Origin of the sequence: Flavobacterium esculini (genome assembly GCF_048284325.1) — a bacterium.
GTDB lineage: Bacteria > Bacteroidota > Bacteroidia > Flavobacteriales > Flavobacteriaceae > Flavobacterium.
In genome coordinates this window covers 1-25779 of the sequence record NZ_JBLVPI010000021.1, presented here as the reverse complement: position 1 = coordinate 25779, position 25779 = coordinate 1, and the positions used below count along the sequence as shown (strand labels likewise).

Annotated in this window: 25 protein-coding genes and 1 pseudogene; 13 read left to right on the top strand and 13 right to left on the bottom strand. The window is 33.3% G+C overall.

Translation table 11 applies throughout. From position 1 onward, the window contains the following. Position 1: 1 nt before the first annotated feature. From ACNQGG_RS15860 to ACNQGG_RS15850, 3 genes are all read right to left on the bottom strand, one after another. Positions 2-550 carry an RBBP9/YdeN family alpha/beta hydrolase gene (locus ACNQGG_RS15860; RefSeq protein WP_417965597.1) on the bottom strand — a complete coding sequence of 183 codons (549 nt, stop codon included), beginning with the start codon at positions 548-550 and terminating at the stop codon, positions 2-4. A 203-nt stretch (positions 551-753) separates the two neighbouring features. After that, positions 754-1137, bottom strand: coding sequence for a PUR family DNA/RNA-binding protein (locus ACNQGG_RS15855; protein ID WP_417965595.1), 384 nt, complete (start codon positions 1135-1137; stop codon positions 754-756). Positions 1138-1206: 69 nt separating this feature from the next. Then, positions 1207-2967, bottom strand: a complete 1761-nt coding sequence (locus tag ACNQGG_RS15850; protein ID WP_417965593.1) for an ABC transporter ATP-binding protein — start codon at positions 2965-2967, stop codon at positions 1207-1209. A gap of 204 nt (positions 2968-3171) precedes the next feature. On the opposite strand from ACNQGG_RS15850, the gene ACNQGG_RS15845 reads away from it, so the two are divergent. The 3 genes from ACNQGG_RS15845 (at position 3172) to yajC (ending at position 5721) form a co-directional block, all read left to right on the top strand. Then, positions 3172-4278, top strand: a complete 1107-nt coding sequence (locus ACNQGG_RS15845) for a Glu/Leu/Phe/Val family dehydrogenase (protein WP_417965591.1) — start codon at positions 3172-3174, stop codon at positions 4276-4278. A gap of 227 nt (positions 4279-4505) precedes the next feature. Beyond that, positions 4506-5417, top strand: a complete 912-nt coding sequence (nusB, locus tag ACNQGG_RS15840) for a transcription antitermination factor NusB (RefSeq protein WP_416856811.1) — start codon at positions 4506-4508, stop codon at positions 5415-5417. Positions 5418-5448: 31 nt separating this feature from the next. Next, a complete protein-coding gene (gene yajC / locus ACNQGG_RS15835; protein WP_417965589.1) occupies positions 5449-5721 on the top strand; it encodes a preprotein translocase subunit YajC in 273 nt (90 codons plus the stop codon). 80 nt (positions 5722-5801) lie between these two features. On the opposite strand, the gene ACNQGG_RS15830 is transcribed toward yajC, so the two are convergent. From ACNQGG_RS15830 to ACNQGG_RS15815, 4 genes are all read right to left on the bottom strand, one after another. Beyond that, entirely contained in the window at positions 5802-6245 is a 444-nt protein-coding gene (locus tag ACNQGG_RS15830) for a hypothetical protein (RefSeq protein WP_417965587.1), read from the bottom strand. A gap of 318 nt (positions 6246-6563) precedes the next feature. Then, a complete protein-coding gene (locus ACNQGG_RS15825; RefSeq protein WP_417965585.1) occupies positions 6564-7151 on the bottom strand; it encodes a YdeI/OmpD-associated family protein in 588 nt (195 codons plus the stop codon). After that, positions 7152-8429 carry a peptidase T gene (gene pepT, locus ACNQGG_RS15820; RefSeq protein ID WP_417965583.1) on the bottom strand — a complete coding sequence of 426 codons (1278 nt, stop codon included), beginning with the start codon at positions 8427-8429 and terminating at the stop codon, positions 7152-7154. Positions 8430-8648: 219 nt separating this feature from the next. Continuing rightward, on the bottom strand, positions 8649-9074 hold the full coding sequence (locus tag ACNQGG_RS15815) for a DUF1003 domain-containing protein (RefSeq protein WP_417965581.1): 426 nt from the start codon (positions 9072-9074) through the stop codon (positions 8649-8651). Positions 9075-9428: 354 nt separating this feature from the next. Here ACNQGG_RS15815 and ACNQGG_RS15810 point away from each other — a divergent pair, with 354 nt between their 5' ends. From ACNQGG_RS15810 to guaB, 5 genes are all read left to right on the top strand, one after another. Next, positions 9429-10448 (top strand): quinone-dependent dihydroorotate dehydrogenase, encoded by a 1020-nt coding sequence (locus tag ACNQGG_RS15810; RefSeq protein ID WP_417965579.1) that lies wholly within the window; start codon positions 9429-9431, stop codon positions 10446-10448. A gap of 123 nt (positions 10449-10571) precedes the next feature. Continuing rightward, positions 10572-11435, top strand: a complete 864-nt coding sequence (locus ACNQGG_RS15805) for a hydroxymethylglutaryl-CoA lyase (RefSeq protein WP_417965577.1) — start codon at positions 10572-10574, stop codon at positions 11433-11435. Between the two features lie 108 nt (positions 11436-11543). Beyond that, positions 11544-12095, top strand: a complete 552-nt coding sequence (locus ACNQGG_RS15800) for a hypothetical protein (RefSeq protein WP_417965574.1) — start codon at positions 11544-11546, stop codon at positions 12093-12095. Further along, complete coding sequence (locus tag ACNQGG_RS15795) at positions 12092-13498, top strand: DUF5723 family protein (RefSeq protein WP_417965572.1); 1407 nt, start codon at positions 12092-12094, stop codon at positions 13496-13498. The genes ACNQGG_RS15800 and ACNQGG_RS15795 overlap by 4 nt, the downstream gene beginning before the upstream one ends. Before the next feature lie 371 nt (positions 13499-13869). Further along, positions 13870-15342, top strand: a complete 1473-nt coding sequence (gene guaB / locus ACNQGG_RS15790; RefSeq protein WP_417965570.1) for an IMP dehydrogenase — start codon at positions 13870-13872, stop codon at positions 15340-15342. A 60-nt stretch (positions 15343-15402) separates the two neighbouring features. Here the strand turns inward: guaB and ACNQGG_RS15785 are convergent, their stop codons facing one another. From ACNQGG_RS15785 to ACNQGG_RS15770, 4 genes are all read right to left on the bottom strand, one after another. Next, positions 15403-17643 carry a cation:proton antiporter domain-containing protein gene (locus ACNQGG_RS15785; RefSeq protein WP_417965568.1) on the bottom strand — a complete coding sequence of 747 codons (2241 nt, stop codon included), beginning with the start codon at positions 17641-17643 and terminating at the stop codon, positions 15403-15405. Between the two features lie 233 nt (positions 17644-17876). After that, positions 17877-18662: a polysaccharide deacetylase family protein gene (locus ACNQGG_RS15780; RefSeq protein WP_417965566.1), complete on the bottom strand. Its 786-nt coding sequence runs from the start codon at positions 18660-18662 to the stop codon at positions 17877-17879. 18 nt (positions 18663-18680) lie between these two features. Continuing rightward, positions 18681-20027 carry an adenylosuccinate lyase gene (purB, locus tag ACNQGG_RS15775; protein WP_417965564.1) on the bottom strand — a complete coding sequence of 449 codons (1347 nt, stop codon included), beginning with the start codon at positions 20025-20027 and terminating at the stop codon, positions 18681-18683. 67 nt (positions 20028-20094) lie between these two features. Continuing rightward, a complete protein-coding gene (locus ACNQGG_RS15770; protein ID WP_417965562.1) occupies positions 20095-20787 on the bottom strand; it encodes an SIR2 family NAD-dependent protein deacylase in 693 nt (230 codons plus the stop codon). Between the two features lie 103 nt (positions 20788-20890). Between ACNQGG_RS15770 and ACNQGG_RS15765 the strand changes: the two genes are divergently transcribed. Both ACNQGG_RS15765 and ACNQGG_RS15760 read left to right on the top strand, forming a co-directional pair. Further along, positions 20891-21526, top strand: a complete 636-nt coding sequence (locus ACNQGG_RS15765; protein ID WP_417965560.1) for a hypothetical protein — start codon at positions 20891-20893, stop codon at positions 21524-21526. After that, entirely contained in the window at positions 21519-22175 is a 657-nt protein-coding gene (locus ACNQGG_RS15760; protein WP_417965558.1) for a TrmH family RNA methyltransferase, read from the top strand. The genes ACNQGG_RS15765 and ACNQGG_RS15760 overlap by 8 nt, the downstream gene beginning before the upstream one ends. Here the strand turns inward: ACNQGG_RS15760 and ACNQGG_RS15755 are convergent. Next, a complete protein-coding gene (locus ACNQGG_RS15755) occupies positions 22172-22900 on the bottom strand; it encodes an LVIVD repeat-containing protein (RefSeq protein WP_417965556.1) in 729 nt (242 codons plus the stop codon). The two genes, ACNQGG_RS15760 and ACNQGG_RS15755, sit on opposite strands and share 4 nt — an antisense overlap. A 3-nt stretch (positions 22901-22903) precedes the next feature. Further along, positions 22904-23395 (bottom strand): hypothetical protein, encoded by a 492-nt coding sequence (locus ACNQGG_RS15750; protein ID WP_417965554.1) that lies wholly within the window; start codon positions 23393-23395, stop codon positions 22904-22906. 271 nt (positions 23396-23666) lie between these two features. On the opposite strand from ACNQGG_RS15750, the pseudogene ACNQGG_RS15745 reads away from it, so the two are divergent. From ACNQGG_RS15745 to ACNQGG_RS15735, 3 genes and pseudogenes are all read left to right on the top strand, one after another. After that, positions 23667-23947: pseudogene (locus ACNQGG_RS15745) on the top strand (TrmH family RNA methyltransferase); the annotation flags it as partial. Between the two features lie 128 nt (positions 23948-24075). Next, a complete protein-coding gene (locus ACNQGG_RS15740; protein WP_417965552.1) occupies positions 24076-24675 on the top strand; it encodes a TetR/AcrR family transcriptional regulator in 600 nt (199 codons plus the stop codon). Between the two features lie 66 nt (positions 24676-24741). Further along, positions 24742-25548, top strand: a complete 807-nt coding sequence (locus ACNQGG_RS15735; RefSeq protein ID WP_417965550.1) for a haloacid dehalogenase type II — start codon at positions 24742-24744, stop codon at positions 25546-25548. Positions 25549-25779 lie beyond the last annotated feature (231 nt).

The following is a 25779-nucleotide window of genomic DNA, read 5'->3' as shown; positions in this document are numbered from 1 at the left end:
ATTAATTGTTAATTTTATCAATCAATTGTTGCAATAGCATTTGTCCTTCTTCCCAAAATTCGAGATTTGATTCCGAATTCACATGTCCTTTTTGACCAATATTTATAAAATCACTTCCCCACATTTCAGCAAAATATTCTGCTCTTTGTGACGAAATATAGGGGTCATTTTCAGTTGTAACTACTATCGAAGGAAAGGGTAGTTTTGACAAGGGTATAGGTGAAAAGTTCCAAATTTTTTCTGGTGTATGTTCGGGAGAATCTACATCTGCGGGTGCAACCAGTAAAGCGCCTATTATGTTAGGATTGCTATTGGCAGAAGTCCAATGCATCACTAAAGAAACCGCAAGACTGTGTGCAACCAAAATTGTTGGAGAATCTAATTTCAGTATTGCTTCATTGAGTCTTTCAAGCCATTCTTCTCGAATAGGTTCATCCCAATTGTCCTGAACTACCTTAGTGGCATTTTTATATTTTTTGAGCCAATAGCTTTGCCAATGGTCTTCTCTGGAATCACCCAGTCCTGGGATAATTAATAATTTTATTTCCATTCTAAAATATTTAACTAGTATAAATTCGTCTACAAATATAAAAAGTGTTTAGAAGAATTATTTTGGAATAAAAATATATAATTTAAATCGAAATAAAAAAGACAACGATTATTTCTAATAGTTATAGTATAGGTAAATATAAAAAAAGTCCAAAAATCATTAAGATTTTGGACTTTTTCGTTTTGTAAGTAGGCAATTAATAATTAAATATCATCAAATTCTATATCCGTAAAAATTGATGTTTGTGGTAGGATTTCATCATTATCTGTTTTGTCAGATGCGTATTCTTTTTTGAAATCTTTTTGGTGTCTTTCAGAGATTACTTCTTCGCCCTTGTGGTTCAAAACGTAGGAAGTCATTTCGCCAAGAATTTCTGCAAAAGCAGCAAAGTCTTCTTTGTATAAATAAATCTTGTGTTTCTTAAAATGAAACGATCCGTCTTCTTCGGTGAATTTTTTACTTTCGGTAATCGTTATGTAATAATCATCAGCTTTTGTAGCTCTTACATCAAAGAAATAGGTTCTTCTTCCAGCACGTAAAACTTTAGAAAATATCTCTTCTTTTTCTAACATGTCATTTTCTCTCATAATCCTTTCTGTCAATTTTTTTATTTAATAGCAATCAAAAATCATAAAAATTTATTTATTATACAACAATTATAGTAATTCTTTTTCTGAAAGTTGTTTTAAATAAAGGGATGCATAATACCCTTCTTGATTTATCAATTGATTATGAGAACCTTGTTGAATAATTTTCCCGTCTTCAAGAATGATAATGTTATCAGCATTTTTAGCAGATGAAACCCTATGACTGACAATAATCGTGGTTTTGTCCTTGCAAATTTCATATAAGTTGTTCAAAATAGCTTCTTCGGTTTCCGTATCTACAGCCGATAAACAGTCATCAAAAAGTAAAATAGCCGGGTTTTTAATAATGGCTCGCGCTATTGAAACGCGTTGTTTTTGTCCGCCTGAAAGTGTGATTCCGCGTTCGCCAAGAATAGTGTCATACTGTTTATTGAAACCAATGATATTGTCGTGTACGACCGCATTTTTTGCAGCAGTTTCTACTTCCTTATCAGTTGCATTTTCTTTCCCAAATTTGATGTTGTTCTTAATACTATCCGAAAACAAAAAGGCATCTTGCGGAACAATCCCGATGCTGTTTCTTAAATCATAAAGGTTCAAAGTGCTTATTTCATTTCCATCAACTGATATTCTTCCATCAGTAACTTCATACATGCGAGAGATTAAAGAGGAAATAGTCGATTTTCCAGATCCTGTTTTACCAAGAATTGCCAGCGTTTCTCCTTTTTTTACTTTAAAGGAAATGTTTTTTAATGCTTCTATATTAGTGTCTTCATAGGTGTAGCTCACATTTTCGAATGAAATAGTACCTTCAATAATAGACTTATTTGGGTTTTTGTTTTTTATTTCCGGTTCGATTTTTAGGAATTCATTAAGACGCTTTTGGGAAGCTTCGGCCTCTTGAACCATTGACGAAACCCATCCTAATGAAGCAACAGGCCACGTTAGCATGTTGACATACAAAATGAATTCGGCTATAGTTCCAATGCTTTTTATTGTCCCGTTTATATACATTAAACCACCAAAATAGATTACAACTAAGTTGCTTATTCCTATTAGAGCCAACATTAAAGGACCAAATAAAGATTGCACTTTTGCCAAATCCAAACTCTTGCTTTTGCTTTCATTTGCCAAATCGACCATATTGTTCTGATGTTGGTCTTCTAAGGAATACGCTTTAATTACCCGGATTCCAGAAAATATTTCTTGTGAAAAACTGGAAACTTTCGACAGGTATTGCTGGAAAATAGTACTTCTTTTATTGATTTCCGAGCTTAATTTAAAGATGCAATACGATAAAACCGGCAAAGGGAGAATCGTGTATAATGTCAATCGCGGCGATACATTATACATATAACCAATTACAATTGCAAAACGGATAACCGTATTAATTGTATACATAACAGCGGGTCCCACATACATTCTTACTTTGGAAACATCCTCGCTGATGCGGTTCATCAAATCACCGGTGCGGTTTTGTTTGTAGAAATTTTGAGACAAGTTTTCATATTGTCTAAAAACTTCATTTTTTAAATCAAACTCGATATGGCGTGACATCACAATAAGAGTTTGTCTCATTAAAAAAGTAAGAAAGCCAGCAATAATGGTGGTGGCAATAATCAATAAAATATTTGAAACTAATTCCTGTTGGATGACATCCACAGTAACGGATTTGTCCTTTGAAAATGCTTCAATTGCTTTAAATGATTTACTAATCAATTTTGGTGTAAACAAAGAAAATATTTGTGCAATAATTGTAAATAAAATACCAAGGGAAAAGCTGTATTTATATTTGATGAAATATTTATTTAAATAACGTAATTCTTTCATTTTTTTTAAGATATTCTGTGTTGAAAAAGTTTTATTTTTTGATTAATATTCAATTTTTGATATTGCTTAAAATTAATTAGCTGTTTTATTTTATTGTGATATTGATAATTTAATGCATATATATTAGGATATGTTTATTTTTTATGTAAATTTGATTTGTCTTTTTGACGAATCCGTAATTTATCACTATGAAAATCAATACTTATGAATGCAGCTTTCACAACTGGAAAGGAACTTCAAAAAATGGATCCCGTTTTTGGTCAACTTTCATTTGACGATCACGAACAAATTGTATTTTGCAATGACAAAGATACAGGTTTAAAAGCAATTATTGGTATTCATAATTCGGTTATGGGCCCTGCTTTGGGTGGTACACGCATGTATAATTATGCCAATGAATGGGAAGCATTAAACGATGTATTGCGACTTTCTCGTGGTATGACTTATAAAGCGGCTATAACTGGATTGAATATTGGTGGAGGTAAAGCTGTTATTATTGGTGATGCCAAAACCCAAAAGACTCCTGAGTTGATGCGTAAGTTTGGGGAATTCGTTCATTCTCTCAGCGGAAGGTATATTACTGCCGAAGATGTAGGTATGGAAACTAGGGATATGGATATCGTAAGAGATGTTACGCCTTATGTTACTGGAATTTCTGAAGAAAGAGGCGGGTCTGGAAATCCATCTCCTGTGACTGCTTATGGCGTATACTTGGGGATGAAAGCAGCTGCAAAACATCAATTTGGTTCGGATGTTTTGGATGGTAAAAAAGTTTTGGTGCAAGGAGTTGGTCATGTTGGAGAAACTTTGGTTGATTATTTGACAAAAGATGGAGCGCTGGTAACAATAACTGATATTAATGAAGAAAGATTGTATGAAGTAGGAGCGAAGTACAACGCAAAAATATTTACAGGCGATGATTTATATAGTGCCGATGTTGATATTTATGCGCCTTGTGCCATGGGAGCAACTATAAATGATGCAACAGTACATAAAATTAAAGCGAAAGTAATTGCTGGTGCGGCTAACAACCAACTAGCAAATGAGAATATTCACGGAGCAATTTTACAGGAACGAGGAATTCTGTATGCCCCAGATTTCTTGATTAATGCCGGTGGAATTATCAATGTTTATGCGGAATTGGCTCACTATGATAAAGCCGAAATCATGCGTAAAACAGAGAATATTTATAACACTACGTTAGAAATCATTGATTTTGCTATTGCAAATAAGATGACCACGCACCATGCAGCTTTGACGATTGCCCAAAATAGAATAGATCAAAGAAAGATAGAGAATAGTAAGAAGTAGTTTTAATTTTTAGTATACAGTCGCAGTTTACAGTAACAGTTTTCGGGTATAACCGGAAATTATAACTGAATTCTGCGACTGTTTTCTTATAGGATAATCTAAATTAGAACCAAAAGCTTTTTTTAGCGTTTTAATTTTATTTTAAAAAATGAAATTCTTATTTTTGCAGACTAATTAATAAAAGTTCTTACAAGGTGGTAAATAGAAGACACATACGCGTTAAAGTTATGCAATCCATTTATGCGATGCATCAAAGCGGTTCAGATAATCTGGAAAAAGAAGAAAAATTCCTTTTTTACAGTATCGACAATATTCAAGATTTATACCTTATAATGCTTTCTTCCCTGATAGAAATTTGTAAAACAGAAACTGTCTTTTTACATAAATCAAGTCTTAAACATCTAGCAACTCCTGAGGAGCGCAAACCCAACGAAAAATTCATCAAAAATCAAATTTTTCAAATTCTTTCCGAAAACAATTCACTAAGTATTGCGCTGGAAAACCGTAAAATTAATAATTGGACTTTAAATGACGATTATATTTTATTGCTTCTTAATGATATAAAGGCTAGTAAATTGTATGAAAATTACATGAGTAATTCTATCAATACATTTGAAGAAGACAGGCAGTTTATCGTTGATTTGTTCATGGAAGTAATTGTACCTAATGAAAAATTGTACGAATATTTAGAAGATGATAAATTGACTTGGGTTGATGATATTCCTTTAGTGAATACACACATCATCAAGCAATTGAAAGTCATTAAATCTGGCGAGGATGATAATTTCAGAGTTCCAAAATTATACAAAGATAATGAGGATAAAGACTTTGTTAAAGATTTGTTTAGAAAAACAGTCTTAAACGAAAAGGAATTAGCCAAAGAATATGTTGATAAAACTCCAAACTGGGACAGTGATAGAATTGCCGAAATTGACACCATTATTCTTAAAATGGCAATTTGTGAATTTTTGAAATTCCCATCTATTCCTGTAAAAGTTACCTTAAATGAATATTTAGAAGTTGCCAAGGAATATTCTACACCAAAAAGTAGTATTTTTATCAACGGAATTTTAGATAATTTAGTAAAAGAACTGGAGGCAAGTAAAAAAATTATTAAAGCCGGTCGTGGTTTAATGTAATATTTATAAATAAAAAAAGAGAATTAAAATTATGGGACAATTAACTCAATTTGCGCCGTTTCTATTAATGTTTGTGGTAATCTATTTCTTTATGATCAGACCACAACAAAAAAAGGCTAAAAGCGAAAAAGAATTTGAAAGCACTTTGAAAGTAGGAGACAAAATCATTACTAAAAGTGGTCTTCACGGAAAAGTTTCTGAGTTAGCTGATACAACTGTTGTTGTTGAAACGATGTCAGGAAAATTGAAAATGGAGCGTTCCGCAATTTCTATGGAAATGAGTGCTACTCTAAATAAAAAGTAATTTTCACTTTAATGAATTAAAAAAGTCCCAACCGATTATTATTCGGATTGGGACTTTTTTTTAAATAAAAAATAACAAAATTATTTTTTATTCTTCTTTGCTTTCTTTGCTTTTTTAGATTTTGCTTTGGCTTTTTTAGCTTTTAGCTTTGCTTTGACTTTCGCTTTTTTAGCTTTATCTTTTTTGGCTTTTTTTGCTTTCTTGGCTTTTGCTTTCGCTTTTTGTTTTGCTTTTTCTTTAGCGTCGGCTTTTTTAGCCTTTTTCTTGTCTTTGTCTTTCATTTTAACTTTCTTTTTAGTCTCGTTTTTATTTTTTTTCTTAGTAGAAACTTCACTGTCATCCTCGGGATTGATGGCATAAATTTCTATAGTTTCCGTTATGATTTCTTCAATTACCGGTTCTATAATTTCAACTGGTTCTTCCGAGGGTTTGGTCACTTTAGTTTTTTTAGCGCTAACGGGCTTATCAATTTCAGGTTTTTCGGGAGTTACTGGAACAGTTTCCGCTTCTTTCTTTTGAATCATAAATTTGTAGTTTTAGTATTATTTGATACAATTAAACCTATAGTTGTTCTTGGTGTTAATAAATTATTAAGCGATTGTAAGTAAATATAGTGATTTATTACACTTGCTAATGTTAAGTTTTTCAGAATGGTTCGCATAATTTATTCTGATTGCCATAAATACTAAGTAACGAAGAGCGTTTAAATTAGCAAGGTTTCTTTTCAAAAGCTTCAGGAGCTGTTGTTAAAATGAATCTCGTATAGAGAGCTATTGTGCAGTGATTGTGATGAGGTTGAATAAAAAAATCCCAACCTGAAACTTCAGAATTGGGATTAGATTTTATCTGTATTTGTCGTTTAAACCAATGTTGGCTAATATCAGTGGTTTTATTTTATTGATTCTAGAACGTTTGGTTTCTTCTCGTTTCGCGGTTTCAATATATTCTAAAAATTCATATTGTTTGTAAGGGGAGAATTTTAGAAAAGCTTCCGCTAAATTCACATCAGCTTCTAATTCCTTTTGTAAAAGTTGAGAAACGATACTTTTTCCTTTTTCAGGTTTAAGATTTTTTCCTTGATTGTTATTTTCTATGGCTTCATGAATATAATTTAAAACGGCTACTTCATCGACTTCATCTTTGGATGAAAAACGCCATTGTCGCAAAGATTTGGTAACACCTTCTTGCGCATAAACCAAAACTTGTTTTTCATCTTTCAGGAAAACACCATTAAAAAACCAAATCGTGAAATATTTTTTAAATCCCCCAATTCCAAGCACATTCTTACCATTCAGCACATAAACACAACCGCCCCATTTTGTGGTTGCGATGAGTTCGGTTTTAGCAATAATTGATTTCAGAAATTCTAATTCTTCTGACCAACTATTGTTTTTATCCCAAATGTGTGTATTGGTTTTTAGAGGTTCCAATTATTTTTTATTTTTAGCTATTTCTTCCGTTTTAGTGAAATCACCAGCAGCAGTCAATTCGGCAATTTTTACAATTACGTTAACTGCTTTTTGCATACTTTCTACAGGGACATATTCGTATTTTCCGTGAAAATTATGGCCACCGGCAAAGATATTAGGGCAAGGCAACCCTTTATAGGATAATTGAGAACCATCGGTTCCACCACGAATCGCTTTTATAAGCGGTTTTATATCCAATTCTCTCATTGCTTTTTCTGCGATATCCACAATATGTTTTACAGGTAAAACCTTTTCTTTCATATTGTAATATTGGTCTTTTATCTCAGTAATAACGATGTCTTCGCCAAATTGTTTTGCAAATTTCTTATTGATTTTCCGAGTGATTTTCTCAATCAATTCTTTGCGTTTCTCAAATTTTTTCTTGTTATGATCCCGAATGATAAGTTCCAAAACTGTTTCTTCTATACTTCCTGTTAAGTGATGCACATGAAAAAAGCCTTCGTAACCCCTAGTTTCTTGGGGTGTTTCATCTTTTGGTAATTCATTTATAAAATTATTGGCGATCAACATGGAGTTAATCATTTTACCTTTGGCGTAACCGGGATGAACGCTTTTTCCTTTGAAAATAATTTTGGCACCAGCCGCATTAAAATTTTCATATTCCAATTCGCCTACTTGGCTACCATCCATAGTGTATGCCCATTCCGCTCCAAATTTAGCCACATCAAAATGGTGGGCCCCGCGACCAATTTCTTCATCTGGTGTAAAGCCAACTCTGATTTTTCCGTGTTTGATAGTTGGATTTTGGATAAGGAATTCCATTGCGGTGACAATTTCGGTAATTCCGGCTTTATCATCAGCTCCCAATAGGGTTGTTCCGTCAGTAGTAATCAGCGTTTGTCCTTTATAAAGCAACAAATCTTTAAAATAACTAGGTGATAATACAATGTTTTTATCGGCATTTAACACGATGTCTTTGCCATCATAATTAGGAACAATTTGGGGTTTCACATTTGCACCACTAAAATCTGGAGAAGTGTCAAAGTGAGAAATAAATCCAATCACAGGCACTTCATGGTCTACATTACTTGGCAAGGTAGCCATGATATAGGCTTTGTCATCTATTGTTACTTCTTGCATTCCAATAGCTTCCAATTCCTGCACTAGTTTATTGGCTAAATTCCATTGTTTCTCTGTGCTTGGCGTAGTTTCTGAGTTGGAATCAGATTCGGTATCTATAGTTACATAACCAATGAAACGGTCAATAATATGTTGCATAAAGTATATTTTAATGAGATACAAATATACAGTTTATTTAGAGAATCATTTTATTGAGAATAGTTTGTCTTTTCTTTATTTCTAATAAAACAAACTGAAACGAATGCGTTAAAAAAAACGAAGGTTTAATTAAATACTTAGCATAATAAATGAAGATATTACATGCTTTTTTAATGATTATAAAAGCTATAATTGGATCTAAACCGTTTTAATAGATTTTTATTTTGCAGTATTTTTTTTCATTTCTTGCAACATGGTAATAATTACATCTAATTTCTCTACCTCTAGTTTATTTAATTTTATTGTCAAAGCTTCTATTTCCAGTTTTGCTTCTATATTAGTTTGGTAATCCGCTTGCGCTTGAACTCTGTCTCTATCATTTTGTCTGTTTTGGGACATCATAATAATAGGTGCCGCATAAGCTGCCTGAGTTGAAAAAAGCAGGTTTAGTAAAATAAAGGGATACACATCCCAGTGATACATAAACCCAACCAAATTCAATGCCATCCAAACGACTACTAAAATTGTTTGAACAATAATGAATCTCCAAGAACCCATTCCTTTTGCGACCGAATCTGCTAAACGACTGCCAATGTTTAATGTTTCAACGTGTTTTTCGTGCCAGTTTTTTTTGTGATTAATCATATTGGATTGAATTTAGTTTAATATAAAAAAGTATTCGTAATTATAATTTAAAATTAAATTTAGCTAATTGTTTTCTATAGATGTAAAACCTATGTTTATCTAAAGTACAAAATATTTACTCGAAATGTATTTCGAGTAAATATATGTAATTTAACGAATGCAAAAAATCTTATAAGGCATCAGTTTTTTTAGTTTAATAAAAAACACTAATAATAGTTAATTGGATAAAATGTTAAGTGGTGTTTGTGCAATTAATCATTTTTTCAGTAAATGAAAAATGATTTATAAAATTATTTTCCAAATATTTAATTATCGAATAGATAATTCTATTTTTGCACCACCAAAATAACAACCATGTATAAATTACTTATTCGCCCGATACTTTTTTGTTTTGATCCAGAAAAGGTTCATTATTTTACTTTTTCATTGATTCGTTTTTTGTCTAAGATTCCAGGATTTTCATTTATTTTTAAATCGCTTTATGAGGTAAATGACCCAAGATTAGAAACAGAAGTTTTTGGATTAAAATTTAAAAACCCCGTAGGTTTAGCTGCTGGTTTTGATAAAGATGCCAAGTTGTATAAAGAATTGTCTAACTTTGGTTTTGGTTTTATCGAAATTGGTACTCTTACCCCAAAAGGACAAGAAGGAAATCCTAAAAAGCGGTTGTTCCGTCTAAAAGAAGATAACGCAATTATAAACAGAATGGGTTTTAATAATGGTGGTGTTCAGGAAGCTGTAGAACGATTAAAAAGCAATAAAGATATTTTAATCGGTGGGAATATTGGGAAAAACAAACTAACACCAAACGAAGAAGCAACTTCAGATTACGAAATTTGTTTTGATGCGTTGTATGATTATGTGGACTATTTTGTGGTGAATGTGAGTTCGCCAAATACGCCAAATCTTCGCGCTTTACAAGACAAGGAACCGTTGACACAATTATTGCAAACCTTGCAAAATAAGAATTTGGCTAAGCCAAAACAAAAGCCAATTCTCCTAAAAATAGCTCCTGATTTAACGGATGAACAATTACTGGACATTATTGATATTATCAAAGAAACCAAAATCGCTGGAGTTATTGCTACTAATACTACTATTTCAAGAGAAGGATTGCAATCCGTAAACAAAACAGAAATGGGTGGATTGTCAGGAAAACCATTGACAAAACGTTCCACCGAGGTCATCCGATTTTTATCAGAAAAAAGCAATAAAGCCTTCCCTATTATTGGAGTTGGAGGAATCCATTCTGCTGACGATGCTATAGAAAAACTGGAAGCAGGAGCGTGTTTAGTACAGTTGTATACCGGTTTTATTTATGAAGGGCCAACTTTAGTAAAAGCAATAAACAAGAAAATTTTAGAAAGATTATAGGTTTTAAATTACCAAATGATGTAATATTTTTAATTATTACCTATATGTGTAATAATGTCAATTTAGCGAAATTTAAAATTCATAATTTAAAATTCATAATTGTTTTTCTATCTTTGGATTTCTATGGAGCCAATAAAAATTATAGAATGTCCACGCGATGCCATGCAAGGCATTAAACAATTTATTCCTACAGATCGAAAGGTGTCTTACCTACAGTCTTTATTGCGCGTAGGATTTGACACCATAGATTTTGGGAGTTTTGTCTCGCCAAAAGCGATTCCACAAATGCAGGACACCGCAGCAGTTTTGGAACAACTTGATTTGTCTCAAACCAGAAGTAAACTTCTTGCGATTATTGCCAATACGCAAGGTGCATCTTTAGCTTCTGTTCACCCTGAAATACACTATTTAGGTTTTCCGTTTTCAATTTCTGAGAATTTTCAAATGCGAAATACACACAAAACAATAGCAGAATCTTTAATCACGTTACAAGAAATTCTAGAAATTGCTGATAATAGTAGTAAAGAAGTGGTAGCGTATCTTTCTATGGGTTTTGGTAATCCCTATGGTGATCCTTGGAGCACAGATATTGTAGGGGAGTGGACCGAAAAATTATCTGATATGGGGGTGAAAATTCTTTCGCTTTCGGATACGGTGGGGAGTTCTACACCAAATACAATTTCCTATTTATTTTCAAATTTAATTCCAAAATATCCCAAAATAGAGTTTGGTGCACATCTTCATACCACGCCTGATAAATGGTTTGAAAAAATTGATGCTGCTTATAAATCGGGCTGTCGACGTTTTGATGGAGCAATCCAAGGTTTTGGCGGATGCCCTATGGCCACGGATGATTTAACAGGAAATATGCCTACAGAAAAATTATTGTCTTACTTTACTTCACAAAAAGAAAATACAAATAGTAGTCCGATGAGTTTTGAAAGTGCTTATAATGAGGCTTCTAAATTATTTGGAGAATTTCATTAGAAAAAAGAAGGATTTTAAATTTTATCATATCTGTAAATAATAATAATAATAAGAACTTTGATGCGTTCGGAGTTTATAATAATTAGATTGATTTTAATGAATAATAATATGAAACCACTGGTTTTTAATAGGATTTTTGGAATAGTAGTTCTAGTCCTATTTTCCGCTTCATGTACAAGTGATCTTGATTTTAATCAGGTCAATGATTTCAAATTAGAACCTATTTTTATTTCAAATCTGGCTTATTTTGATATTCCCGCAAATCAATTTGTGACTAATGGTGTCGAGCAACCTATAAGTGCTGACACACCAACTATTGATATTTTTAATGATACTTTTTTTAAAGATAATTTAGCAAAAGCTGAATTCTTTTTTGAAATCAATAATACGATAAAGAGAGCCTATACTATAGATTTAGTCTATCTGGACAAAAATAATCAGGCTCTTTATTTTACTAATTTTGCTATACCTGCTTATGCTGGCGTTGAAAATTTGGTCACTAAAACTGATGTGTTTGCAAATGCGAAACTTGATTTGTTGAAAAGAACCACTAAAATTGCTTTTATTCTTAGAATGCTGCCTGGTCCAATATTAAGTGAGAGTAGTACCGGAAGTTTAAAATTGCGTTCAAGTGTAACCGCTTATTTAGTTGTAGAATGAAAAAAATAATATTGCTTTTTGTTCTATTTGTATCGGTTGAATGCATTTCTCAAAACAAACAAATTTTATATAATTTCACTTCGGTTCCTCAGTCTTTGATGACTAATCCTGGTTCTGATGTGAAGTATAAATGGTATTTTGGAATTCCGTTATTGTCAGGTGTTTCTGCAAATATTGGCTCCAGCGGATTCTCTGCCTATGATTTATTTGCAAATGACGGGGTTAATTTTAACGTAAAATTGCGGAATATCGTATTCTCAACTACCAGAAGGGATAAAGCTGCAATAAACGAACAGATAGAATTATTTAATGGCGGTTTTCAAATAGGGGATTGGCAAAACAAAGCCTATGTTTCTTTTGGGATGTATCACGAATTTGATTTTCTGAGCTATATGCCTAAAGATTTAGCTATACTTGCCTTGGACGGAAATAGTGATTATTTAGGAAAAGTGTTTGATTTGGGAGATTTGAATGTAAAGGCTGAAATGGTTTCGGTTCTTCATATTGGATATCATAAAAATATAAATGAGAAATTAATTGTTGGGGTTCGAGGAAAAATTTATTCCAGTGCTTTTAATGCCACTTCGACTAAAAACGCGGGATATATTTATACGATTCCTTCTAATGAAGGGATTTACGAGCAAGTTATTTCTTCTGATTTACAACTCAATACTGCTGGGATTTCAAAATATATCGATGAGAATTATTCCGGAGATGTGGTAAAAGATATTTCTAAAAAAGCGTTATTTGGAGGTGATTTAGGACTTGGTTTTGACGCTGGACTTACGTATTATCCCAAAAAAAATATTCAGTTTACCGCAAGTATTGTTGACGTTGGATTTATAAAACATACTAAGGATGTAGAGAGTTTTACACTTAAAGGATATTACAAATACGATGGAATAACTCCAAAATTTACAAATGGAGGTTCTGCAGGGAATGTATATCAGGAATTTAAAGAAGCTATTCCATTAGATACATTATACACTAAATATACTACTTGGCGTCCCGCGAAGTTTAATTCGTCTATTCAATATTCATTTGACGATTCAAGAAGTGAAGACTGTAATTGTAGCGGCACTGATTCCGAATATCGAAATGCTGTGGGAGCTCAATTATTTGTTATGTCAACTCCACGAACGCCTTTTATGGCTTTTACGACCTATTACAGAAGAAATATTCTCCATAATTTACAAATGAAAGCTACCTATACCTTAGATTCTTATTCTTATAAGAATATAGGTTTGGGATTATCAGCACAACTTGGAAAACTCAATTTATATGTTCTGGCTGATAATCTTTTAGAATATAATGACCTGTCAAAAGCCAATAGTCTTTCTTTTCAATTTGGACTTAATGTTATTTTTAAGGATCATGAAGGATTTTTTAAAGAAGAAAAATAGATTAATATCATATTGTCTTTTGTGTTGACGTAGTTTTAGGTATGATTTTTTCTTTTGAACTATTTGTAAATTGCTGTGCAAGCACCGAAGCAAATCCCACTAAAATACTCCAGTCTATTTGAAACCAGAAACCATTTCGAACTAAAAAAAGGCGCAAGCAGGAAAAAAACCGTAGTAAAAAACTTTTAATTGTTGTTTATTTTCCGTCAGGGAAAAAGAATAAATCAAATTTATAGCTAATAAACAAGTGGGAAAAAGTATCTAATTTAGATGCTTCCTATTGCAATTTTATCATTTATTATAATAGGTAGTGGTTTTTTGCTTAAGATTGTGTATATTTGCACGCAATTTAACTACAACTACAAATTGCAATGATCGCACACAATTCTAAGATTATCGGCGAAGGATTAACTTACGATGATGTACTATTAGTTCCCAACTACTCAAATGTTCTTCCACGCGAAGTGAGTATCCAATCAAAATTTTCAAGAAATATAACACTTAACGTTCCTATTGTATCTGCAGCTATGGATACCGTTACCGAAAGTGCAATGGCAATTGCTATGGCGCAAGAGGGAGGGATTGGTGTTTTACATAAAAACATGACTATCGAGCAACAAGCTGCGAAAGTTCGTAAAGTAAAAAGAGCTGAGTCTGGAATGATTATAGATCCAGTGACTTTACCATTGACTTCTACAGTTGCTGATGCTAAAAATGCAATGAAAGAATACGGAATTGGAGGTATTCCAATTGTTGATGAAAATAAAATATTAAAAGGTATTGTTACCAATAGAGATTTACGTTTCGAAAAAAACAATGCCAGACCTATAATCGAGATAATGACAAGTGAAAACTTGGTAACTGTTGCCGAAGGTACTTCTCTTGAACAAGCCGAAGTAGTTTTGCAAGGGTATAAAATCGAAAAACTTCCAGTAGTAAATGCAGATTATAAATTAGTTGGTTTAATTACGTTTAGAGATATTACCAAATTAACTCAAAAACCAAATGCAAACAAAGACAAATACGGACGTTTACGTGTTGCGGCTGCATTAGGTGTTACTGCAGATGCTGTTGAAAGAGCGACTGCTTTGGTAAAAGCCGGAGTAGACGCAGTTATAATCGATACCGCTCACGGACATACAAAAGGAGTGGTGGATGTACTAAAATTAGTGAAAGCTAAATTCCCTGACTTAGACGTTATTGTTGGTAATATTGCTACTCCTGAAGCAGCCAAATATCTTGTTGAAAACGGCGCTGATGGTGTGAAAGTAGGAATAGGACCTGGTTCTATCTGTACTACTCGTATTGTTGCGGGTGTTGGTTTTCCACAGTTTTCTGCAGTACTTGAAGTTGCTGCAGCGATTAAAGGTACCGGAGTTCCCGTAATTGCTGATGGTGGAATTCGTTACACAGGTGATATTCCTAAAGCGATTGCTGCAGGTGCTGATTGTGTGATGTTAGGTTCGTTACTAGCCGGAACAATGGAGTCTCCTGGAGAAACTATTATTTTCGAAGGTAGGAAATTCAAATCATACCGCGGAATGGGTTCTGTTGAAGCGATGCAAGAAGGATCTAAAGATCGTTATTTCCAAGATGTGGAAGATGACGTTAAGAAATTGGTGCCGGAAGGAATCGTAGGACGTGTGCCTTATAAAGGAGAATTGAATGAAAGTATGCAACAATTCATTGGTGGTCTTCGTGCCGGAATGGGATATTGTGGCTCAAAAGATATTCCAACTTTACAAGATACGGGTCGTTTTGTGCGTATCACTGCAAGCGGAATCAATGAAAGTCATCCACATAATGTGACAATTACTAAAGAAGCTCCGAATTATTCGAGATAAAATAGTCTCAAAAAAAAATGTAAAAAAGTGCAAGATGATTTTCTTGCACTTTTTTTATGTCTAATTATGAACCAAATCCGCTAATAATTTCTTATCACCCACAATCCAAAGAATATCATTTTTTTCAAGAATAATATTGGATTCCGGATTGAGAATTCGGGTTCCTTTCTTTTCTATTCCTACAATCAGTCCACTAGTTTTTTCTCGTAATTGGGATTGACGAATACTTTTTCCTATGAAAGCTTCGTTTTTCAATTCTATTTGACGCAATACGATTTCAGTTTCGGTTAGCGTATCCGGAACATCTATTTCATGCTGGTCTAAATACGATTTAAATGCTGTCACCTGAGAATCTGTTCCTATCACACATATTTCATCGCCAGGAAATAACCGTTCATTCTTATTGGGAATATTGATCATAATATCACCTCGCTTAATAAAAGCAATATTTATTCCTATTTGCTCTCTAATTTTCAATTCTTCCAATGTCTTTCCTGCAATATTTGACTCATTTGCAATATCGAAAAAAGTCATGTGACCGTCCCAAGGGGATAAATCGCTTCGGCTTCTTTTAGCTTTTGTCATTTCTCGGGCATTTAGATTTCTTAAGAAATGACTTTCAATTTTATGGTATTCTGCATTTAATCTTTTTTGGAAAACAAAATAAACGACTAAAGCTACAATCAACGTTAAGAAAGCAACAATTGGAGAGAAGAAAATATTTAATAAAAAACCAATGAAAAAGATGGTTAACAGCACTCTAAAAAGAAACATCATCACAATTGGCCCGCGATATTTTCTTTCTTCCAACAAAATAGCTACTTCATTTACAGCGACACGGCGCAAAGAAAGTGCCCATAAAAAAGGAGAAAGTACCACCAAAGTAATTAATGCTCCTAATGCCTTGCCAAATTTAAAATCAGTAACCAAAGGCAATAGATATTTTGACGAAAGTAAAATGGCTGCAAATATAATTACGGAGTACACAATGACTTGAACGATATAAGCATTTATTACAATTTGCCAATTGCTGACTGATTTAATGGCTTGAGCATTTGCGCTGTAACGTTCAATTCTTTTGATCCATCTTCTAGGTAATTTTTTAGATAAATATTCTGAAAATGGAGTAGACATTTTTATCATAAATGGTGTGGTAAATGTTGTTACCGCCGAAACCGCCACCACTATAGGATACAAGAAAGAACTTGTTACATTCAGTGTCATTCCCAGTGTTGCAATGATAAATGAAAATTCACCAATTTGTGACAAACTCATTCCTGTTTGTACTGATTGTTTTAGAGGCTGCCCGGAAAGTAATGCTCCGATTGTTGAACTTATCGATTGACCAAAAATGGTAACGATTGTCAAAATCATTACAGGAATTGCATGTGCATATAAGGTTTGTGGATTGATTAACATCCCTACTGATACGAAAAAAATTGCGCCAAATAAATCCTTAACAGGCTTCACTAAATGTTCAATATGTTCGGCTTGGGTCGTTTCGGCAATGATGGAACCCATGATAAATGCACCAAGAGCTGGTGAAAAGCCAACATCTGCTGCCAGAATTACCATCATCAAACATAGGGCGAGTGAAATTATAAGCAACATTTCATCTGATAATAAATGCTTCGCTCTTTTGAGTAATGTTGGAATAAAAAAGATACCCCCAACAAACCAGATCGTTAAGAAAAAAACCAATTTTAAAACAGATAAAAACAATTCACTACCTGAAAATTGTTGGCTCACAGCAACAGTAGAAAGTAAAACCATCATCAAAATGGCAATAATATCCTGAACAATAAGTGAACCGATTACTATGCCGGCAAATTTTTGTGCTTTTACGCCTAATTCATCAAAGGTTTTTAGAATAATTGTCGTTGATGAAATCGAAAGAATAACGCCTAAAAAGATGCTGTCCATTTTCGACCAATCCATCCATTGGCCTACAATAAAACCAACTAATAACATAGTTAAAATTTGAGTAATTGCTGTAATAGAGGCAGTTCCGCCTACTTTCATCAGTTTCTTAAAACTGAATTCCAGTCCCAAGCTGAATAATAAAAAGATTACCCCAATTTCTGCCCAAACCTCCACACTCTTAATATCATTCACTGATGGGAAAAAATCAAAATGATTTCCTGCCAAAAATCCAGCAATCAAATAACCCAAAACCAGAGGCTGCTTGATTTTTTTAAACAATAAAACGGCAACTCCTGCTGTCATGAGGATTAGTCCCAAATCGCTTATTAATGGCTTCAAATGATGCGATACTTCCGCCACTGCTGCTGCTGTGCTCATAGATTTTGTTTTTTAGGGGCTATTCCAGCCCTATGTTTCATCCCGACGCTTCGGGACTCAGTCACAATCATTTTTTCTATTGCACTAGCAGGAACTTCCTTTGGTCGCTCTGCCAGTACAAGAAAAATAGCTTTATTTTCTCGCGGCTTTTCACTGCTGTCTGGGCTATTTTGCCAGAAGCATTTGTGTTTTTATAAAATTAATACATTTCACTGTTGGAATGAAATGTTATTTTATTTTAAATTATTTAATTCAGATAAAGTATAAAAGGTCATATTATGTTGTTTGACATAATTGCAAATCAGTTGTAATGTTTCCATTTTGGTCTGATAATTGGCTGTAACATTCACGACGGGTTTATGACCAAACAATAGTAGGATTTTATGTTTTCGTTTGGCATAATCTAATAATTTTATAAGATACGGAATGCTGAAATTAGGATGATCCGTATCAATGCCTATTGCAAAAACTAATTTTGTATTATTAAAATAGCAATTTTGGAAAAAAGGATCTTCAGCGCCGTAAGTTGTTCCTCTGATAATTTTAAATTTTTTAAAAAGGGCAGCATCTATAGCTGAATTTCTATAGCCAAAAGGATATGCAAATGAAGTTACTTTTAAGGAATAAAAATGCATGATGGCAAGCATCGGATTTATTTCCTGATCCATGTAGGCGCCAATTCCATTTTTTGCAACGAATTTAGGAGCATCAAAGTGATTAAGGCTATGTCCTGCAATTTCATGTCCCTCCTTTTGCAATTCCAAGAGTTCCTTTATTTCAGAATGATTTAACGTGTTTATTTTAGAAACACAAAAAGTAGCTTTCCAAGAATATTGCCGCAATATTTTATCCGCCTGGTACCATTCATTGACACTTGTGTCGTCAAATGAGATTACAACTCCAGGATTAATCTCTTTGGGTTTGCTTTTTTGGGAAGGTTTTTTATTCTCACAGGAAAATAAAAAAAAAGTGCAAAGTAATATGAATTTTAAAATTTTTTTGTTCGTATTGCTTTGCACTTTATAGGTGTTTTTTGTTTAAATTCCCAAGAAATTACTTGGAGTGATTTGCATTAATTCGGCTTTAATTTCATTCGAAACCTCTAAGGTTGCTATAAAACCATGAATCGCTTTTTTATCAATCGCTTCATTGGTTCTGGTTAATCCTTTCAACGCTTCATACGGATTAGGATAGGCTTCGCGACGTAAAATAGTTTGAATCGCTTCGGCAACAACTGCCCAGTTTTTCTCTAAATCTTCGTGGAATTTAGGTTCGTTCAATAACAATTTGTTTAATCCTTTCAAAGTAGCTTCAAAAGCGATTATCGTATGACCCATCGGTACACCAATATTTCTCAAAACCGTGCTGTCTGTTAAATCACGTTGTAATCTTGATAATGGTAATTTAGCTGATAAATGTTCGAAAACAGCATTTGCAATCCCTAAATTTCCTTCTGAGTTTTCAAAATCAATTGGGTTTACTTTGTGTGGCATCGCTGATGATCCTATTTCTCCCGCTTTGATTTTTTGTTTGAAATATTCCATCGAAACATACGTCCAAACATCTCTGTCTAAATCAATGATGATCGTATTTATTCTCTTTAACGCATCAAAAAATGCTGCGAAATGATCGTAATGCTCAATTTGCGTAGTTGGGAAAGAGTGGTGTAACCCAAGATTTTCTTCAACAAATTTGCCTCCAAATTTTCTCCAGTCAATTTGTGGGTACGCCACGTGATGCGCATTATAATTTCCTGTTGCTCCGCCAAATTTAGCCGCAAAAGGAATGTTGAATAACAAACGCATTTGCTCTTCTAAGCGTTCTACAAAAACACCAATTTCTTTACCCAAACGAGTTGGAGAAGCCGGTTGTCCATGTGTACGGGCAAGCATTGGAATGTCCTTCCATTCAACACTTAAATCTTTCAATTTTGATGTTAAAGCAATCAGGGAAGGCATGTAAACTTTCTCGAAAGCTTCTTTTGTAGAAAGCGGAATAGCTGTGTTATTAATATCTTGAGAAGTCAATCCAAAATGGATAAACTCTTTGTATTCAGATAAACCTAGTTTTTCAAAAGCATCTTTAATGAAATATTCAACCGCTTTTACATCGTGATTGGTCACTTTCTCCGTTTCTTTGATCCAAAGTGCATCTTCAGTAGAGAAATTTTTATAAATGTTGCGCAAACTTTCGAATAAATTTGGGTTTACATTTTTTAGTTGCGGCAAAGGAACTTCGCACAAAGCAATAAAATATTCAATTTCAACCAATACGCGGTATTTGATTAAAGCTTCTTCAGAGAAAAATGGAGCTAAAGAAAGGGTTTTACTTCTATATCTTCCATCAATAGGAGAAATAGCATTCAATTCGTTTAAAGTAGTCATTGTTTTGTTGTTTGTTCGAAAGGCGCAAATATAAACCTTTCGTGACAAAATAGAAAACGAATGGTTTTTAAATAAAGCTGATAAGCTTCTTTTTTAGTATTTTCATTCCTTCAGAGGCCACTTTAGGAATGACATCCAATTGATTTCTAAGATTTGAGATTTTTATGGGTTTTGGATCAATATAAAAAATAGGTGTTTCACGGGCTATAAAATCGATTAATCCAGCCGCAGGATATACTTGCAGAGACGTTCCAATAACAGCAAAATAATCTGCTTTTTGTGTTAGTGCAATAGCTTCGTCAAGTGCAGGAACTTCCTCGCCAAACCAAACGATATGAGGGCGCAATTGATTTTTTTGTTCATCTAAATCGCCAAAATTTAAATCGTCCTGCCAATCCAGAATGTAACTTGGATTTTTAGAGCTTCTCACTTTCAATAATTCTCCATGAAGGTGCAAGACATTCGAGCTTCCTGCACGTTCGTGTAAATCGTCAACGTTTTGGGTAATAATAAAAACATCAAATTCATTTTCTAATTCTGCTAAAATTTGATGGCCTAAATTCGGTTGTACTTCCTTGAGTTGTTTTCGTCTTTGATTATAGAAATCAAGCACTACAGCAGGATTTTTATGCCAGCCTTCAGGTGTTGCGACATCCATAACGTTTTGCCCTTCCCAAAGTCCGTCACTGTCCCGGAAAGTTTTTATACCACTTTCAGCACTAATTCCCGCTCCTGTCAAAACCACTAATTTCTTTTTCATATTTATCACAACTATACTATTTATTTGATGTATTCAAAGATAATCAAATGATAAATTTTTCAAACTAAATACTTATTTTAGCCACTATCAAATTATATAAAAATTGGCAACAGAACTTAAAGTAAAAATTAAAAGAAGCTTTTTAGACAATTATCATAGACCCTTGCATCTTCATCCTGAATTTATTCAATTTGAAGATAAAGATTTAGTTAATGATAGTTTTACTTCTTTTAAGACTTCAGATATTAAGGATTTTCGGTGGGGAGTTGTTTGGTATAAATATTATTTTGTTTTTGGAAGGGAATATCAGTTTTATATTAGAAATTGTAATAACGAAATTTTAAAAATTAACTTTAATACTTACTTTGGAATAAAGAAAAAAGAATGTCATGATCTTTATGTCAGCATAATTGATTCGCTTTGGGATTTATATTTTAATAACCAAGTGAATGACTTTGTACAAGAATTCGGAACTGGAGAATCATTTTATATAGGAGATGTTGTTGTTAATCCTGAAGGTGTCATAATTTCAGTTTCTAAACTTTTGAAACAGGAAAAGGTTCAAATTCCTTGGGAATATTTGAGATATAGATTATATGGCTCGTATTTTTCTATTTATTCTAAAGAAAACCCAAAAGATATTAATCGAGGATTTTCGTATAAAGAAGATTGGAATACCTTTGTATTATACAATGTGATTAAAACTATTCTTGGCAATAAAAAAATAAATAATGATTGATATCGATTATCTTAACTTTCTTGAAAATATACTAACCGATAACCGTAAAGAAAAATTTCTGAAAGTATTGGAAAACAGAACCAATCATTTTACCATTGCTGTAGAAGATATTTTTCAGATGCACAATACGAGTGCGGTGATGCGCAGTTGTGAGATTTTTGGAATTCAGGAATTGAATGTTATTGAGCAGCGTTATGGGAAAAGTATCGATAAGGAAATTGCGATGGGTGCTCAAAAATGGGTTGATATCAATACATTCGACAGTATTACTAATTGTTTGGATACCTTGAAAAGTAAAGGCTACCAAATTATTGCCACGACGCCGCATGAAAATGATTGTTTAATGGATGATTTTGATATTTCAAAGCCAAGCGCATTGTTTTTTGGGACGGAAAGAGACGGATTATCCGAAGAAATTTTGCAACGCGCCGATGGTTTTCTAAAAATTCCCATGGTAGGTTTTACTGAAAGCTTGAATATTTCTGTTTCCGCTGCGATAATTATTCAAAACTTGACCAATCGATTGCGTAATTCAAACATCGATTGGCATTTATCTGAAAATGAAATCTTAGAAAAGCGTTTAGCTTGGGCCAAAAACTCCATAAAAGATATTAAACGAATTGAGGAACGGTATTTTGAGGAGCATTAAAACGTTGTTTCACTCTCTAATTGTATGTCTTTTATAGTATTTGGATTCATTTTATAGCGATATACGCCGTTGTTGCCAATGGCAAACAATGTGTTTTCTCGTATAATTAAATCAAAACAATTTTTGCCAATAGAATGGACTAAAATAGGTTCTGCAGGATTTTGAATGTTAAATATTTTGATAACATCATCGCAAACCAGTAAATAGTCAGTAGTATAAAAACTGATGCCCTTAGGTTGCGTCAGTGTTCTGCTGTGAATTAATTTTGGATTCGTAAGATTTTTGGTGTCATAAACCTGCAAAACGTTAGTGTTGTTGCCGCAGGTTGTGTTCGAGTTCAATGTTACATAGGAGTGCGTACTATTGGCAATGACAGGATCACAAGCTGTAAAGTGTTGTACGCTTGATAATTTCGTTGGGTTTTCAGGATTTGTAATAGAATAGATAAACATTCCGTTTCGAGATCCAATAAATAAATTATCACCAAATGAAAATAAGGTTTCAATGTCAAAACCTATTGGAATCTCATTGACTTTTACTGGTTTTTCGGTATCGATTAACGAGAATACATTCAATTTCATTTGATCAACGCCGTATAAATAATTGCCTTTTATGGCAAAAACTGCAAGTGAACCAGCTTGTCCTATGTCGCCGTTTTGTGCGCTATCACTTTCCGAGCAACCGATTATAAACACTAATAAAAAGAAGGATATAATTTTTTTCATTTGTTACTGGATTAAAGTCCAATCGATAATTATTTGATTTTCTTTAGTGTAGCCTTGTAAGCCGTTTGGTGCTTGCTTTTGTGGAAACACATTTCTATTTCTGTTGGTAACAGTGAATTTTTTAGTGGCAGGATTGAAAGTCGCAGTGACCAGATCTACTGCTTGATTGATGTACATGGTATTGCCTTTGATGGCTAGGTCTGTAGCACCCGGAGCTTTTAAAAAATGCAGGCGGATAGGTTTATTGGGATCAGTGTAATCATAAACATGAAAACCTTTATTGACATCATTGATAAACATCAAATCGTCCTTGATGTAAATTTTTCCCGCTTTGATAATGGGTTGTGAATTTTGAAAGGCAATGGAACTTTCAAGAGCGGTGCGGGTTATTATTATAGGTTCATATTCTTGGCGTGAAAATTCACCATTATCTATAGTTGGCCAACAAGAAACGAATAGAAATGAGACCAGCAGGAGAAGTACTATTTTTTTCATTGGGAAATGTTTTTATAAAGATAGCAAAAAGGGTATTTGGTTGCGTTATGACAGTGTTATTGTTCGTGATGCGCTTGCAATAAAACTTTAGCTGCTGGCCCAGTATTTTATTTTATTTTTCAATTTTTAGAAAATCCCACATTTTCAATTCTACTATTTTGTTTAATTATTTTTACGAGTTTTTCCAAATTATTACTTTCCATGTTATGGATTTCGAATACTTTTTCGCGTCCGGATTTCTGAATTATTTTTAAATTATTATTTTCTAATTCCGCATTCAACTGATTGTTTGATCGACGATTTTGATATTTCGAAACCAAGCGTTTTATTTTTTGGAACCGAAAGAGATAGGTTGTCAGAAGAAATTTTGCAACATGTTGATGGTTTCTGAAAACTCCCATGGTAGGTTTTACTGAAAGCTTGAATGTTTTTGTTTCCGCTGCGATAATTATTCGAAACTGGACCAATTGATTGCGTAATTCAAGCATCGATTGGTATTTATCTGAAAATGAAATCTTAGAAAAGCATATGGCTAAGGCCAAAAACGCATAAGATATTAAACGAATTGAGGAACGTTATTTTGCTGAAAACTTAAAATTGTTCTTTTTTAGATTGTTATATTAATGTTATTTATTACAAATAATAACATACTACTTGTAATGTTTTAGTAAATTCGTAGCATGAAACAAGAAATAAAATCGGAGTTGACCAGACAATTAATTATCGACAAAGCATTTGTGTTGTTTTATAAAAATGGATTTCATCCTACAAGTGTTGATAAGGTAATGATTGAAACCAAATTGACTAAAGGTGCCTTTTACCATCATTTCAAAAATAAAAAAGAATTAGGAGTCGCAGTAATTAGTGATAGAATTCAAAAACGAGTTTTTGAAAGTATGATAATCCCTTTGTCAGAGGAAAAAGATCCGATTTTAATTTTAAAGGAAGTTTTCTCTACACGAATCCAGTCATTTACTACTGCTGAAAAACAATCCGGATGTCCAGTTAATAATCTGATAAACGAAATTTCAGAGCGAGAAATAGCTTACCAACTTGCATTGCGTAAAATTATAGACGATTGGAAAAAGGCACTTATTGATTTGTTAGAGCGCGGAAAAAAAATGGATTGTATCCATAAGGAGGTTCATTCTCCATCGGTGGCAATTTTTTTGATTAGTGCTTTTGAAGGGGTGAGGGGTATTCGTAAACTGTATACAGATGATAGTATTTTAGATAATTATTTAATTTCGTTAGAAAACTATATCAATCAATTGAGGTAATTTTTTTACACAATAACATACTTAAAGGTATGTTATTATTTAACGCATAATTTAAAAAGAACAGTAATGAAAGAATTTAAAAAGAGCAGACGAAATTTTATAAATAATGCATTAGCAATTGGGGGAGCAGGAGTAATTGCACCAAGTTTGATTTTAAATGCTGATGCAGCTACTATTCCGGTAAATAGTGGTGCTTTTTTGCAGAGACCTAAGGTTTTATTTTTTGATGTAAATGAAACATTATTGGATCTTAGTGTAATGAAAAAAAGTGTTGGAGTAGCTCTTGGGGACCACCCTGAATTGATGTCGTTTTGGTTTACAACAATGCTTCAATATTCATTGGTTACAACAGTAGCAAACCAATATCAAGATTTTGGGAAAATCGGAGCTGCTACACTAACAATGGTTGCCCACAATAATGGTATTGCTTTATCCGATAAACAAGCTAAAGATGCTATTGCACCAATTTTATCATTGCCCGCACATCCAGAAGTGAAAGAGGCACTATTTCTTTTAAAAAAAGAGGGCTTTAAATTGGTTTCCTTCACTAACTCGTCCAATAAATCTGTAGAAACTCAACTTAAGTATGCTGGGATTCATGATTTATTTGACGCTATCTTAAGTATTGAAGATATAGGTAAATTCAAGCCACATATAGATACTTATAATTGGGCATCCAGAAAAATGGGGTTAAAACCTGATGAATGTATGTTGATAGCGGCACATGGTTGGGATGTTGCGGGTGCAAATTGGGCTGGTTGGCAAACTGCATTTGTCAGCCGCCCGGGACAGCAATTGTTTCCTCTTGCGAATTTGCCTGAAATTAATGAAAAGAATATTTTATCCGTTGCGCAAAAACTAATTTTAGTTTGATTTTTTAACCTCTTGGATAAGATTGCCACGACCTTAGCATAGTGCTGCGTTTTTCGCGGTAACTGCAATGAAAAAATCCCCAACTTTCGTAATTGGGGATTTTAATTTTAAGGAATGTCTAGTCCTGAAATAGCGATACACAAAAAAGTATTCTATGGAATCCGCACAAGAAACACGGTATGTTAAGCGTACCCAAAAAGACTACACTATGTCTTTAAAGTTAGAAATCGT

What these genes read in the sequence shown, in the direction of transcription:
- guaB (WP_417965570.1), top strand. Translation starts at nt 13,870, where the DNA reads ATGATCGCACACAATTCTAAGATTATCGGCGAAGGATTAACTTACGAT.
- nusB (WP_416856811.1), top strand. Translation starts at nt 4,506, where the DNA reads ATGCAATCCATTTATGCGATGCATCAAAGCGGTTCAGATAATCTGGAA.
- ACNQGG_RS15800 (WP_417965574.1), top strand. Translation starts at nt 11,544, where the DNA reads ATGAAACCACTGGTTTTTAATAGGATTTTTGGAATAGTAGTTCTAGTC.
- ACNQGG_RS15770 (WP_417965562.1), bottom strand. Translation starts at nt 20,787, where the DNA reads ATGAAAAAGAAATTAGTGGTTTTGACAGGAGCGGGAATTAGTGCTGAA.
- yajC (WP_417965589.1), top strand. Translation starts at nt 5,449, where the DNA reads ATGGGACAATTAACTCAATTTGCGCCGTTTCTATTAATGTTTGTGGTA.
- ACNQGG_RS15750 (WP_417965554.1), bottom strand. Translation starts at nt 23,395, where the DNA reads ATGAAAAAAATAGTACTTCTCCTGCTGGTCTCATTTCTATTCGTTTCT.
- purB (WP_417965564.1), bottom strand. Translation starts at nt 20,027, where the DNA reads ATGACTACTTTAAACGAATTGAATGCTATTTCTCCTATTGATGGAAGA.
- ACNQGG_RS15740 (WP_417965552.1), top strand. Translation starts at nt 24,076, where the DNA reads ATGAAACAAGAAATAAAATCGGAGTTGACCAGACAATTAATTATCGAC.
- ACNQGG_RS15855 (WP_417965595.1), bottom strand. Translation starts at nt 1,137, where the DNA reads ATGAGAGAAAATGACATGTTAGAAAAAGAAGAGATATTTTCTAAAGTT.
- ACNQGG_RS15830 (WP_417965587.1), bottom strand. Translation starts at nt 6,245, where the DNA reads ATGATTCAAAAGAAAGAAGCGGAAACTGTTCCAGTAACTCCCGAAAAA.
- ACNQGG_RS15810 (WP_417965579.1), top strand. Translation starts at nt 9,429, where the DNA reads ATGTATAAATTACTTATTCGCCCGATACTTTTTTGTTTTGATCCAGAA.
- ACNQGG_RS15785 (WP_417965568.1), bottom strand. Translation starts at nt 17,643, where the DNA reads ATGAGCACAGCAGCAGCAGTGGCGGAAGTATCGCATCATTTGAAGCCA.
- ACNQGG_RS15815 (WP_417965581.1), bottom strand. Translation starts at nt 9,074, where the DNA reads ATGATTAATCACAAAAAAAACTGGCACGAAAAACACGTTGAAACATTA.
- ACNQGG_RS15845 (WP_417965591.1), top strand. Translation starts at nt 3,172, where the DNA reads ATGAATGCAGCTTTCACAACTGGAAAGGAACTTCAAAAAATGGATCCC.
- ACNQGG_RS15795 (WP_417965572.1), top strand. Translation starts at nt 12,092, where the DNA reads ATGAAAAAAATAATATTGCTTTTTGTTCTATTTGTATCGGTTGAATGC.
- ACNQGG_RS15805 (WP_417965577.1), top strand. Translation starts at nt 10,572, where the DNA reads ATGGAGCCAATAAAAATTATAGAATGTCCACGCGATGCCATGCAAGGC.
- ACNQGG_RS15860 (WP_417965597.1), bottom strand. Translation starts at nt 550, where the DNA reads ATGGAAATAAAATTATTAATTATCCCAGGACTGGGTGATTCCAGAGAA.
- ACNQGG_RS15850 (WP_417965593.1), bottom strand. Translation starts at nt 2,967, where the DNA reads ATGAAAGAATTACGTTATTTAAATAAATATTTCATCAAATATAAATAC.
- pepT (WP_417965583.1), bottom strand. Translation starts at nt 8,429, where the DNA reads ATGCAACATATTATTGACCGTTTCATTGGTTATGTAACTATAGATACC.
- ACNQGG_RS15760 (WP_417965558.1), top strand. Translation starts at nt 21,519, where the DNA reads ATGATTGATATCGATTATCTTAACTTTCTTGAAAATATACTAACCGAT.
- ACNQGG_RS15755 (WP_417965556.1), bottom strand. Translation starts at nt 22,900, where the DNA reads ATGAAAAAAATTATATCCTTCTTTTTATTAGTGTTTATAATCGGTTGC.
- ACNQGG_RS15735 (WP_417965550.1), top strand. Translation starts at nt 24,742, where the DNA reads ATGAAAGAATTTAAAAAGAGCAGACGAAATTTTATAAATAATGCATTA.